Source organism: Egibacteraceae bacterium (assembly GCA_040905805.1).
Lineage (GTDB): Bacteria > Actinomycetota > Nitriliruptoria > Euzebyales > Egibacteraceae > DATLGH01.
In genome coordinates, this window is the sequence record JBBDQS010000015.1 from 154 (window position 1) to 11,957 (window position 11,804).

Annotated in this window: 16 protein-coding genes; 5 read left to right on the plus strand and 11 right to left on the minus strand. The window is 75.6% G+C overall.

Annotation, left to right across the window (positions count from 1 at the left end):
- Positions 1-139: 139 nt before the first annotated feature.
- The 8 genes from WD250_02840 to cpaB all read right to left on the minus strand — a co-directional run bounded on the left by WD250_02840 (position 140) and on the right by cpaB (position 6,075).
- On the minus strand, positions 140-514 hold the full coding sequence (locus tag WD250_02840) for a hypothetical protein (GenBank protein MEX2619135.1): 375 nt from the start codon (positions 512-514) through the stop codon (positions 140-142).
- A gap of 11 nt (positions 515-525) precedes the next feature.
- Entirely contained in the window at positions 526-720 is a 195-nt protein-coding gene (locus WD250_02845) for a hypothetical protein (GenBank protein ID MEX2619136.1), read from the minus strand.
- A 35-nt stretch (positions 721-755) separates the two neighbouring features.
- A complete protein-coding gene (locus WD250_02850) occupies positions 756-1,724 on the minus strand; it encodes a type II secretion system F family protein (protein MEX2619137.1) in 969 nt (322 codons plus the stop codon).
- The gene (locus tag WD250_02855; GenBank protein MEX2619138.1) at positions 1,721-2,602 is read right to left on the minus strand and encodes a type II secretion system F family protein; all 882 of its coding nucleotides are present in this window, start codon (positions 2,600-2,602) and stop codon (positions 1,721-1,723) included. Before WD250_02855 ends, WD250_02850 begins: the two co-directional genes overlap by 4 nt.
- On the minus strand, positions 2,599-4,032 hold the full coding sequence (locus WD250_02860) for an ATPase, T2SS/T4P/T4SS family (protein MEX2619139.1): 1,434 nt from the start codon (positions 4,030-4,032) through the stop codon (positions 2,599-2,601). The genes WD250_02855 and WD250_02860 overlap by 4 nt, the downstream gene beginning before the upstream one ends.
- A complete protein-coding gene (locus WD250_02865) occupies positions 4,029-4,838 on the minus strand; it encodes a hypothetical protein (GenBank protein MEX2619140.1) in 810 nt (269 codons plus the stop codon). Before WD250_02865 ends, WD250_02860 begins: the two co-directional genes overlap by 4 nt.
- A gap of 200 nt (positions 4,839-5,038) precedes the next feature.
- Positions 5,039-5,317 (minus strand): hypothetical protein, encoded by a 279-nt coding sequence (locus WD250_02870; protein MEX2619141.1) that lies wholly within the window; start codon positions 5,315-5,317, stop codon positions 5,039-5,041.
- On the minus strand, positions 5,314-6,075 hold the full coding sequence (gene cpaB / locus WD250_02875; protein MEX2619142.1) for a Flp pilus assembly protein CpaB: 762 nt from the start codon (positions 6,073-6,075) through the stop codon (positions 5,314-5,316). The genes WD250_02870 and cpaB overlap by 4 nt, the downstream gene beginning before the upstream one ends.
- A gap of 421 nt (positions 6,076-6,496) precedes the next feature.
- Between cpaB and WD250_02880 the strand changes: the two genes are divergently transcribed.
- Entirely contained in the window at positions 6,497-6,730 is a 234-nt protein-coding gene (locus WD250_02880) for a helix-turn-helix domain-containing protein (protein MEX2619143.1), read from the plus strand.
- A gap of 193 nt (positions 6,731-6,923) precedes the next feature.
- Positions 6,924-7,886, plus strand: coding sequence for a Fic family protein (locus WD250_02885; GenBank protein MEX2619144.1), 963 nt, complete (start codon positions 6,924-6,926; stop codon positions 7,884-7,886).
- A gap of 114 nt (positions 7,887-8,000) precedes the next feature.
- On the opposite strand, the gene WD250_02890 is transcribed toward WD250_02885, so the two are convergent.
- Positions 8,001-8,564, minus strand: a complete 564-nt coding sequence (locus WD250_02890) for a hypothetical protein (protein MEX2619145.1) — start codon at positions 8,562-8,564, stop codon at positions 8,001-8,003.
- 349 nt (positions 8,565-8,913) lie between these two features.
- Here WD250_02890 and WD250_02895 point away from each other — a divergent pair, with 349 nt between their 5' ends.
- Positions 8,914-9,753 (plus strand): histidine phosphatase family protein, encoded by an 840-nt coding sequence (locus WD250_02895; protein MEX2619146.1) that lies wholly within the window; start codon positions 8,914-8,916, stop codon positions 9,751-9,753.
- Positions 9,754-9,861: 108 nt separating this feature from the next.
- Here WD250_02895 and WD250_02900 read toward each other — a convergent pair whose 3' ends face one another.
- Together WD250_02900 and WD250_02905 are read right to left on the minus strand one after the other, a co-directional pair.
- Entirely contained in the window at positions 9,862-10,119 is a 258-nt protein-coding gene (locus WD250_02900) for a Rho termination factor (protein ID MEX2619147.1), read from the minus strand.
- 73 nt (positions 10,120-10,192) lie between these two features.
- A complete protein-coding gene (locus WD250_02905) occupies positions 10,193-10,576 on the minus strand; it encodes a DUF2267 domain-containing protein (GenBank protein ID MEX2619148.1) in 384 nt (127 codons plus the stop codon).
- A 52-nt stretch (positions 10,577-10,628) separates the two neighbouring features.
- Here WD250_02905 and WD250_02910 point away from each other — a divergent pair, with 52 nt between their 5' ends.
- On the plus strand, positions 10,629-11,006 hold the full coding sequence (locus tag WD250_02910) for a hypothetical protein (GenBank protein ID MEX2619149.1): 378 nt from the start codon (positions 10,629-10,631) through the stop codon (positions 11,004-11,006).
- A gap of 49 nt (positions 11,007-11,055) precedes the next feature.
- The gene (locus WD250_02915; GenBank protein MEX2619150.1) at positions 11,056-11,667 is read left to right on the plus strand and encodes a TIGR00730 family Rossman fold protein; all 612 of its coding nucleotides are present in this window, start codon (positions 11,056-11,058) and stop codon (positions 11,665-11,667) included.
- Positions 11,668-11,804: the final 137 nt, after the last annotated feature.

Here is an 11,804-nt window from a genome sequence, read left to right on the forward strand (position 1 = left end):
CGGCTCAGGGGGCGCCGGCTCAGGGGGCGCCGGCTCAGGGGGCGCCGGCTCAGGGGGCGCCGGCTCAGGGAGCGCCGCTGCACGCACCGCCGGCCCAGCGGACGCCGGCCCAGCGGACGCCGGCCCAGCGGACGCGGGCTCACGGGACGGCCTCGCGCACGGCCGCCGCCTCGACGGTGAACGCCCAGTCGGGCACGGCCGGCAGCCAGCCGACGAACACCACGTCGGCGGTGGCCCGCAGGGTGTCGCCCTCGTCGGTGCAGGCCAGCGCCACGCCGGTGCCCATCGCGCCGCCGAGCAGGTCGGCGAGCACGTCGCCGGCCCGCGCCTCGCACTCGGCCACGCCGGCGGTGGCGCGGGCGCCGGCGCGCACCCCCTCGTCGAGGGCGGCGCGCACCACCCCGCGCCCGTACTGGAAGACCACGAGGTTGACGAGGGCCACCACGAACAGCAGCGAGAAGCCGGCGACCGCCATGTACTGGGCGGTGATGAACCCGCCCTCGTGTCGGGTCACGGCCGTGAGGCTCAGGCGCCGGCGTCACCGCCCAGGATCTGCCCGCGGATCATGTCGATGACGTCCAGGCCGAGCAGCTGCAGCAGCCCCCAGATGGCCACCAGCGCGGCGATGCCGAGCGCGGCGTTGCCGAGCAGCTCGGCGGTCGAGAAACCCTCCTCACCCTCGTCGAGGCGAGCGGCCAGGATGCGGACGAACACGGTCATGGTGGTGCTCCTTTCCGGGTGGTGCGGACGGCACCTCACCGTCCGCCGAACACGATCGAGGGCAGCGGCGCCGCGACGAACAGCAGCATCACGGGGGCGAGGATGGCGATGATCGGCACGAGCATCGCGGCCCGGCGCCGGGTTGCGGCGCGCTTGAGCATCTCGGCGCGCTGCTCGCGGATGTCCTCGGACAGAGTGCGCAGGCCCTGCGCCAGGTCGGCCCCGTACTCGGCCCCGCCGGCCAGCAGGTGGTAGGTGCGGGCGGCGTGCGGCTCGGGGGTGACGCGGGCGGCGTGCGCGAGTGCGGCGGCGACCGGCCGGCCGCTGCGGTGCGCCGCGAGCACCTCGGCGAGCTCGCCCACCACCTCGCCCCGGCCGCGCTCGACCACGCGGCTGATCGCCTGGACGACCCCGCCGCCGACCCGCACGTGCATGGCGAGCAGCTGGTTGACCGTGTAGAGCTCGATCTGCAGGCGCAGCCGGCGCGCCTCGATCGCGCGGTCGACCCGCCCGCGCCACCGGGTGGCACCGAAGACGCAGCCCCCGACCCCGGCGAGCAGCACCCGGCCCGGGGACTGCCCGGCCAGCAGCGTCGCCCCGCCGAGCACCACCGTGGCCAGCGTCGTGCTGCCGAGCTGGCGCACGCGGTACTCCTGCGCCCGGCGCGCCTCGGGCACGTCCTGGCAGAGCCCGGCCTGGCGCAGGCGCAGCAGCAGCGCGTCGTCGCCGACCTGGTCCACCACCCGCCCGAGCGCCCGGGCGAGCGTCTCCACGGGCGGGCCGACGAGGCGCCGCAGGGTGCGCGCGGACAGCGCCGCGCCCGGCTCGACGACGGCGCCCACGTCCGCGCCCCGCCCGAGGCTCGAGCGCGCCGCCACCGTGTAGGGGCGCACGCGGGGCGCCAGACGCGGGGTCGGCGGCACCACAAGGCCGGCCAGCGCCGCCGCGGCGGTGGCGGTCGCCACCACCGCCAGGACCCCCGCCAGCCCCGTGCCGCCGGTCACCGCAGGTCTCCGGTGCTCGCCAGCACCCGTTCCTCGACGGGGTCGCGGTCCAGGCGGGCCAGCACCACCATGCCCACCAGGCTCAGGACCGCGGCCAGGCCGACCACCGCCAGCCCGCCGCCGGACTGGTAGAAGTCCCGGAAGTGCCCGGGGCGGGCGGTCAGGGTCAGCAGGACCAGCCACGGCAGCACGAACACCGAGCGGGCGTTGATCTTCTGCTCCAGGGCGGCGGTGGCGATCTCCTCGCCGGTACGCACGTCGTGGGCGGTGGCCTCGGCCAGGTCGCGCAGGACCTCACCGACGATTCGCCCGCCGCGCTCGTGGGCCAGGATCAGCACCTCGATCACGCGGTCGCTGGTCGGGTCGGCGAGCTCGGCCTTGATCACCTCCAGGGCCGGCACGACGCCGAGCATTCGGGCGAGCACCGGGAACCGTCCGAACGCCCGCTGCAGCGGCGGTGGGCCCGATCCCGCCAGGCGGGTCAGCCCCTGGGACAGGCTCATGCCCGCCGACACCCCCGCGACGAGGTCGCGCAGGCCGTCCGGCCACGCCTCGGCCACCTCGCGCAGGCGGCGGGCCCGCCGGCGGGCGAAGTAGGCGCGGGGTGCCAGGCCCACCGCCAGCGCGGGCACGGCGACGACCGCCGGCGTCGCGGTCGCGCCCGCCAGCACCACGAAGGCGGCGACGGCCAGTGCTCCCGAGCCCGTCCAGAACTGCACGGGCGTCAGCGCCACCCCCGCCTGGGTCAGCCACAGCTGCGCCTGGCCGCTGCGCCGCCCGGGCGCGGTCGCGCGGCCGAGGGTCGGGGCGCACCCGGTCGCCACGCCGGCGGCGAAGTAGACGGCGACGCCGGTGGCCAGCACCGCCGCGAGCCTCACAGCGCCACGCTCCGGCCCTCGAGCACGGCCCGCAGTGACACGCCGGCTGGCAGGTGGCGCTCCAGCAGCTCGGCCCCGGGCGGCACCACCCCGGTCCAGCGCAGCGGGGCGCCGACGCGCTCACGGACGAAGACCGGATCGGTCGAGAAGTCGTCGTGCAGCGACGGGACGACGGCCACGATCTCGGTGATCTGCCGCCGCAGCCCACCCTCCGCGCCGCCGCCCGGCCCGCCATCAAGCCCGCTACCCGGCCCGCCCGTTCGGGGTTCGCCGTCTCGGCCGGGCGCGCCCACCGCCCCCTCGCCGCCGGCCGGACCGGTCACGGGGACCAGCGCGTCCTCGGGGCTCCACGGACGATCCGCACCGCCCCCGCCACCGTCGAAGTCCAGGTGCACCACGAAGTCGATCGCCTGGGCGAACACCGCCCGCACGACCGGCTCGGGGACGTTCTCACCGGCCATGATCGCGGCGTTCACGAGCGCGGACAGCGCGTCGCGCGCCGAGTTGGCGTGCACCGTGCACGCGAACCCGCACCCGGCGTTGACCGCACGGGTGAGCTCGAACGCCTCCGCGCCCCGCACCTCCCCCACGACGATGTGGTCGGGCCGCATGCCCAGGACGAACTTGACGAGGTCGCGCAAGGTCACCTCGCCGCTGCCGTCCATCGCCGGCGGCCGGGCCTCGTAGAAGCTGCCGTGGGTCAGGGGGACGTGCAGCTCGCGGATCTCCTCGCAGCAGCGCACGCAGTGGTCGGAGGGCACCGCCGCGATCAGCGCGGACAGCAGCGACGTCTTGCCGGCGCCGGGCGGGCCCGACACCAGCACGCTCGTGGAGGTCTGCATCGCCGCCCACAGCAGGCCGGCCGCCGGCGGGGTGAGCGACCCGCGGTCGAGCAGGGACCCCAGCGTGTCGCGGCGCAGGGTGTGGCGGCGGATCGTGGCCGACAGCGCGTCCCCGATCGGGGGGATCGCCGCGGTGAGCCGGGCCCGCCCGTTCAGCACCCGCGCCTGCACCAGGGGGCTGCGCGCGTCGAGGGTGCGCTGCGTGGTCGACAGCAGCCGGTCGACGACCTGGCGGTTCTCCTCCTCGGTCGTGGGGGCGGCCAGGCCCTGCAGGCGGCCGGTTCCGTCGATGTAGGACACGCGCGGGCCCTCGAGGAAGATCTCCTCGACGTCGGGGCGGGCCAGCAGGTCGGTGAGGGGCCCGAACGCGGTGATGGAGCGCAGCAGCCGGGCGACCATGTCGGCGGGGTCGCGCAGGGCGGCGCCCTCGCCGAGGTGGGCGTGGCGCTGGTAGTCCTCCACGGCGTCCACGACGGTGGTGCGCACGGCCGGCAGGTCGGTGTCGGGGTCGAGGCGCTCGGACTCGATGCGTGCCAGCACCGTGCGACGCAGCCCGTCGTAGGCCCCGCTGGCCGTGGCGGTGCTCACCGCGCCACCGCCGAGCCCCGGCCTGCGCCCGGGCCTGCGCCCCGCCGGCCCGTGTCCCGCCGGCCTGTGCCCCGCCGGCCTGTGCCCCGCCGGCGGCCGGGGGGAGGCCGGAAGGCGGGGACGGCCGTCGCGGTGAACTCCCCGACGGCGCGGCTGAACGGTCCCGGCGCCACGAGCGCGCAGGCCCACGCCGCGGCCTCCACGCGTCGGTCCGCGGGCAGGAACGTCAGCGTCGTCGCGGTCACGTTGCGGCGCAGCTCTGCCGCGACCTCCTCGCGCTTGTAGCGGCTGGCGGGCGCCCGGTTGCAGACCAGGTGCAGCGGTGCGTGGCCGGTCAGGGGCTGCACGGCGGCCACCCAGTCGAGCAGCCGCGCCACGCCCACCGGGCTGGCGACGCCGACGCCGACGACCGTGTCCGCCGCGGCCAGCAGCGCGCGCGTCGCGGCGAAGCGCGGCGGCCCGCCGGTGCCCTCGCGGTCCTCGACGCGATGGGCGACGTCGACCAGCACGTGCACCCCCGGGCGGGCCAGCGCCTGGGCGACCGCGACCACGTCCCCGGGACGGGTCTGGGACCAGTCGCCCGCGCGGCCCTGGCCGGGCAGCGCCCAGAACCGTCCGGCGTCCACGGCGGTCAGGGCGGCCCCCAGGTCATCCGCGGCCCCCTCGGCCGCGTCCACCGCCACCCGCAGGTTGGGGTAGGTGGGCAGACCGAGCCGCTGGGCCAGGCTCGGCGCGACCTCGTCGGCGTCGACCAGCACGCACGCCTCCCCGCGCCCCCCGACCGTGGCGGCCAGCGCCACGGCCACCTCGCTCGCCCCGCAGCCCCCGGGCGGGCCGCCCACCACCGTGATGGCGCCCCGCGGGGCCTCGCCGGGCGGCGGGGCGGGGGCGGGGTCGCCGGCCAGGGACGCGCGGGGTCCCGCGTCGGCGGCCAGGGCGGTGACCGCGTCCAGGAACTCGGCGGTGGTGGCACTGCCCGGCAGCGCCAGGTCGACGCCGAGCTGGATCAGCTCGCCCTTGCCGCGCGGGTCGTGGGGGGGGGGGGGGGGCCCACCCCCCCCAGGACGCGGCGGCCCGTGCGCCGCAGCTCGTCGAGCAGGCGATGGGACAGGAACGAGGTCGTGTCGTCCACGACGAGCACGGCGTAGGTCTCGGCCAGCGCGTCATGGGGATGCAGCACCGTCGCCCGCACCCGGGCGCCGCCGTGATCGGCGAGATGGCGGTGCAGGCGCTGCGCCCAGTCCCGCGGCGAGGCCGCCAGCGCGATCTCCGGCTCGCCGGTCACGGCCGGTCCTCCCCCGCCGCGGCGCCGGTGTCGGGCGTGGTCTCGCCGTCGGGTGCGCCAGTCCCGTCGCCCGCGGTCTCGCCGTCGGGTGCGCCAGTCCCGTCGCCCGCGGTCTCGCCGTCGGGTGCGCCAGTCCCGTCACCCGTGGTCTCGCCGTCGGGTGCGGCCGCCCCCCCGGGTGCGGGCTGCACCGCGCTGGAGCCGGTGGACCGCACGACGTCGAGCTCGCCGGTGCGCAGGGCGGTGGCCAGGCGCAGGGCGGTCTCCTCGTCGACGGCCAGCGTGACGCTGTAGCGCTGCGCGCCCCCCAGGCCGCCGCGCTCCCCCCCACCGGACACCGCGAGCACCGCAGCATCCGTGACGAGGTAGTCAGCCGCCCCGTCGCGCACGGCGATGACGTCGATGCGGTCGCCGCTGCGCAGCGCGCCGGCCACCGCGTGCGCGGGATCGATCGGCAGGCTCATCGCCCGCTGGGCCTCGGGAGCCGCGGGGGCCCGCAGGTCGCTGGCGCGGATCGGCTCGCCGGGGGCGATCGGGTGGGTGGCGATCCACCCGGCCACCTCGCGCGCCCGCTCGGGGGAGAGCAGCGTCGCCACCACGTCCTCGTCCAGGCGCGCGTCCATGAAGCGCACCGCGCCGACCGCGATCGGCGCGCCGGCGGGCACCTCGTGGGCGGCCACCGCGATGCGCACCGTGTCGTCGCGGGCCCGCAGCGCGCTGAAGTTGAGGAGCGCGGCGAGCAGCGCCGCCACCACCATCACCACGTGGCCCGTAGACAGGCGGCTGCCGACCCGCCGGCGCGGGGCCGGCGCGCCGGGTACCACGCCGTTCGGAGCCCCGCCCGGGTCGGCATCCGCGATGATCGTGGGCGTACCCGACCGGTCCGCACTGGCCACCCCGCACCCCCCGTGAGATCATGCGCCGCACCCGGGAGTGGTGCGGACGCCTGTCGAAAACCTAGGCACAGCCCGCGAATCCGATCAAGGGGTTTCTCTCCTCGTCTGTGGGTATCATGTCGCACCAGAAACCTCTTGGTCCGTATTACATCGTGGTGGCACGCTCCCGTGTCGAGGACTTGACAAAGACGCGCCGTGGCCACATCAGCACGTCTCTGACCTGCTAAGATCATCTCAACGCTGCCAGAGCCCCCGATTCGGGGTGTGATCGGAGAGCACGTCTATGGCCGACCAAGTCGACGGGGCCGACCTGCCCCCCGTGCTGGACGCCGGCCAGGTCGCCCGACTGCTGAGCCTGAACATCGACTACGTGCGCAAGTTGTCGCGCCAGGGTGTGCTACCGGCGCACCGGCTGCCCGGTGGGCGCACGTTCCGGTACTTCAAGGACGAGGTGCTCGATTGGCTCCGGGAGCAGCCGGTGCACCACCCGGCTCAGGAGGGCCGCGGCAGCACGTAGTCGATCGCACCTCGCCCAGCGCGTCAGCCCCGCCTCCCCCCGTGACGTCCACGGGGGCTATCCTGCGCTACAATTCGAAGGTGGACTTGCGCAGGTTAAGCGGTCCAACTTGCGTTTGAGTTCCTTGTCTCGCGCATCACATGGATGTGGTTCTTCGATGCCGCGCCCCTCCACTGCCGATGTCATCGCTCGCTTGGACGAGCACACCGGTCTTATGCACGCCGACTACGGCGGACTTCCTCGCGCAGTCGAGGCCGACGAAATCCTGCGTGAGATCTGGATCGAGGACACGTACCACTCCTCGGCCCTGGAGGGCAACGCCCTGAGCCGCAAGCAGGTCGAGCATCTGTTGGAGACCGACCACGCCAGCGGAAGGCTCAGCGACACGCTGGAGGTGCGCGGCTACGCCTCAGCGGCGCGCTGGGTGTACCAGCATGCACCGGACCATCCTCCCGGGGAGGGGGTTCCCGTCTCGGCGATCAGGACGGTTCACACCGAGTTGCAGAGCCTTGCGTGGAGGCTCTCCCCTCCGGACGACGGGACCCAGCCGGGCCAGTGGCGGCGTCGAGGAGCCAAGATCGCCGGCAGCACGGTCCAGACCCCCCCTCCCATCGCCATCGACGGCGTGCTCGCCGACTGGATGGAGGCCACCGGGGCTGAAGGGGACCATGAGCATTGGCTCTACCACCTGGCCGACCTGCATGCATGGTTCGAGCGCATCCACCCGTTCGCAGATGGGAACGGTCGGGCCGGTCGCCTGCTGATGAACTTCATGCTCTTGCAACGGGGTTACCCGCCGGCCGTCTTCGATGCCACTGAAAGGGAGCGGTACCTGCGTGCCCTCGCCCGCGCCGACGACGGCAACAGCGGGATGCTCGCGGAGCTCATCGCGAGGGCCGTGGAGACCAACATCACGAAGCTCCTCATTCCCAGGCTGGCGGGCGATGTCCGCTTGATTCCGTTGGGAGCTCTCGCTGCGGAGAGCCAGTATTCCCCCGGGTACCTGCGCACCCTCGCTGCGAACGGGCGGCTCCGCGCCGTCCGCGAGGGCAAGCTGTGGCTCAGCTCTCGAACCTGGCTGGAGGAATACAAGGTCGGGCGGCAACGGGCCCGTCGTCCAGGTTCCATAGCGGTGCGGCCCGACGAAGGCGGGTAGTTTGTCGCGCCAGGGCGTGCTACCGGCGCACCGGCTGCCCGGTGGGCGCACGTTCCGGTACTTCAAGGACGAGGTGCTCGATTGGCTCCGGGAGCAGCCGGTGCACCACCCGGCTCAGGAGGGCCGCGGCAGCACGTAGTCGAGGGCACCCCGCGCCACGAACCACGCGCCGCCTTCGCGGTCGGTGATCACCACGTGGTCGACGGCCACGGCCTGGATGCGCCCGACGAGGCCCCCCTCGGGGACGCGGGCGCCGACCTCCAGCACGGTGCCGGCCGCCTCGTGCTCGCCGAGCCGGGCGGCGAAGCTCGCCGGGCCCGGTCCCCGGCTGGCCCCGCCGGCGCGCACGGCCTGCACGACCCGCACGGCCACGAGCCCGGCCAGGTGCACGTCCACGTCGTCGCCGACCGTCGTGTGCAGGCAGGCGAGGTCGCCGGCCGCGTGGGTCACGGTCCCGGTGAAGATGCGCCCGGCGAGCGCCACCGCCACCACGTCGCCGCGTGCCAGTGCCTCGGCGGCCACGTCCGCCAGGTCGCGCCCGCGCAGGCGGTCGCGGGCCGCCAGCTCCTCGTAGGCGGCGGCCTCCGCGCGCCGCTCGGCGCGATAGGCGGCCCCCGCTGCCGCCAGGTCGGGATCGCGCGCCCAGCCCGCGAAGGGCTCCTCGGTGTCCCCCGGCATGCGCCGCAGTCTGCCAGGCCGCACGTGGCCACGCCCGGCCCGGCCCGGCCGCCCTCCTCCCCGTCCTCACGCCGGGAACGGTCCCGTGGCGGTCTTCTCGACGATCCGTGGGTTCGCCCGAGCACCTCGCCGCGGCCGGGGACGTGGCCTGGCCATGCGACCGCTTCTCAGGTGGTGCTCTGGCCTGGCGCCGCGGCCGGGGAAGTGGCCTGGCCATGCGACCGCTTCTCAGGTGGTGCTCTGGCCCGGCGCCGCGGCCGGGGACGTGGCCCGGCCACAGGCAGCGGGCTGACCCACGGATCGCGCGCACGAGCCTCCGCGGGCCCGGTGCGCCGTACGGTAGGGAGCCATGGCCGACCCCCACGCCCCGGTCGAGTACCGCCAGCACCGCTTCCGGCTGCCGCCCGGCGCCGCGGACCTGCTGCTGGTGCGCCACGGCGAGTCGCAGCCCGCCCGGCTCGGCGAGCCGTTCGACACCGTCGACGGCCAGGCCGACCCGCCGCTTGACCCGCGCGGGCACACGGAGGGCGCGCGCGTCGCCGACCGCCTCGTCGGCGAGGACGTCGCGGCGATCTACGTCACCCCGCTGCGCCGGACGGCGCAGACGGCTGCGCCGCTGGCCGCTCGGCTCGGCCTGGAGCCCCGGGTCGTGCCGGAGCTGCGGGAGGTCCACCTCGGCGAGTGGGAGGGCGCCACGTTCCGCGCCCGGGTGGCCGAGGGTCACCCGATCGCCCGGCAGCTGTTCGCTGAGGAGCGCTGGGAGGTGATCCCGGGCGCGGAGTCCGGGGAGGCCTTCGCGGCGCGGGTGCGGGCGGGCATCACCCGCATCGCCGCCGCCCACCCCGACCAACGCGTCGTGGTGTACACCCACGGCGGGGTCATCGGGATGGTGGTCGGGCTGGCGACCGGCGGACGGCCCTTCGCGTTCGTGGGGGCGGACAACGGCTCGCTGACCCACCTCGTGGTGTCAGCACCTCCAGGGCGGTCGCTGCACGACCGCCACACCCCGCACAGCAGAGCATCGCCTCCGCACGCTCCGGCGATTCGCGTGTCAGCCCACCACCCCGACACGGGCGGGTCGCCTGACGCCGGCGCGGCGGGCGCGCCGGCCCACTGGACCCTGCGCCGGTTCAACGACACCGGCCACCTCGCCACCGACCTGGATCGCCCGACCCAGCCGCTCACCTGACCGGAGCGCACCGCCGGAGCGCACCGCCGGAGCGCACCGCCGGAGCGCACCGCCGGAGCGCACGCCGCAGCGCACGCCGCAGCGCACCGGCGCCGCCGGCCGCGCGCGTCAGTGGTTGCGCAGCGCGTCGATCAGCTCGTCCTTGTCCATCGTCGAGCGACCGTCGATGCCGATCTCCTGCGCGCGGTCGCGCAGGTCGTCGACGGTCCAGTCCTCGTACCGCTCGGACCGCCCGCCGCTTCGCCCGGCCGTGGAGCGGTCCGTGTTGGCGATGCGGGCGGCCTTCTCCTTGCTCATGCCCTCGTCGCGCAGCGCCTCGTACTGCTCGTCGTCCTTGATCGACGACCCGTGGTCCTTCTGTCCCATGGGTGCTCACCTCCTGGCCCGAGGTGTGCCCCGTCAGCGCCCCGCTCACCCCTCGGGGGGGCCCGCCGGCGCGCTACTCGGCGCTGGTCTGGGCGATCAGGTCGCCGTAGTCGGCGGGCAGCCCACTCACCAGGTCCCGGATCTGGCCGGAGGACACCGCATCGTCGAGCACCTCGAGCACCGCCCGGGCCTGGTCGGCGGCCTCCTCGGGCGCGAGGTCGCCGAGCTCGGCGACGCGCTCGTAGAACTCGTCGACGGGGAACTCCTCGTCCTGCGCGGCAACCTGTTGCAGGTAGGCGGCCAGGGGCGGGGGCAGCTGCGCCGCGAGATCCTCGGCCTCCCCGGTCGGCAGGCGCTGGCCGAGGGTCTCCAGGGTCGCCCGCGCCGCCCGCTCCGCGACGTCGCGCGACGTCTGGAGCCGGTCCTGCAGAAGGTCGATGAACTCGTGTGACTCCATGGCTGCTCCTACTGGGATCTCCACGCCGGCGCGCGCCTATCGTGGGCTCGCCATGCACCCTATCGACAAGCCCGCGCTCCGGCAGGTGCTGCGCGCGCGCCACCCCTGGCTGGACGCGACCGAGTGCGGGCCCCGGGCCGTCGACGCCGGCGAGTGCGACCGCTGCGGCGCGGAGGCGCGGCTGGTGCCCACGTGCGGGCCGGTGGCGTGGGCCGCCCTCGGCCGGGCCTGCGCCACCGCGCTCGGCACGCAGGCCTGGTGCGACGGCCACGCGGAGCAGGCCGCCGCCACCCTGGCGTGGCTCGCCGCGCTGCCCGGCGAGGCCGACGACGTGGCGCGCCTGTGGTGGGTCGCCACCGGCGAGGTGCGCCTGGACCCCGGGCTGCTCGCCGCGGGACGGCGCCTGGGCCTCCCGTTCGGCGAGCGGTGAGGCCCGGCTCCCGTTCGGCGAGCGGTGAGGCCCGGCTACCATCGACCCGATGAGTGCCCCCATAAGGACCGTCTGCGTCTACTGCGCGTCCAGCGAGCGCGTGGCCCCCGAGTACCGGGCGGTGGCCGCCGAGCTCGGCCGCGCCCTGGCCGCCGAGGGCTGGGGGCTCGTCTACGGCGGCGGCAGCGCCGGGCTCATGGGCGAGGTGGCCCGCGCCGCGCTGGCCGCCGGCGCGCACGTGACCGGGGTGATCCCCCACCGCCTCGCCGACCGCGAGTTCGCCCTCCACGAGGTCACCGAGCTGCTGCGCACCGACACCATGCGCCAGCGCAAGGCCCTCATGGACGAGCGCAGCGACGCGTTCATCGTGCTGCCCGGCGGCATCGGCACCCTGGAGGAGCTCGTCGAGATCATCACCCTGAAGCAGCTCGGCTACCACACGCGTCCGATCGTGGTGCTGGACGCACGCGGTTACTGGGACCCGCTCCTGGAGCAGCTGCGGCGCATGGTCGACGAGCGCTTCTCCGCCGACGACCTCGGCGACCTGTGGCAGGTCACCGCCACCGTTGCCGAGACGGTGGCGGCCCTGCGGTCGTTCACCGGCGAGCCGCTGCGCCTGCACGACTCGTCGCTCGAGGTCATCGAGGGGCCCCGCTCCTAGCAGGAGGGCGGGCGGGCGGCTCCCGGTCGGCGGTCAGCTGCTGGGGTGGGTGACGTGGCCGTCGTCCATGCCACGGTTGAGGACCCGGGCCAGGAACGAGCCCATCTGGTCGCGGCGCACCGACGCCGCGGGGGTGT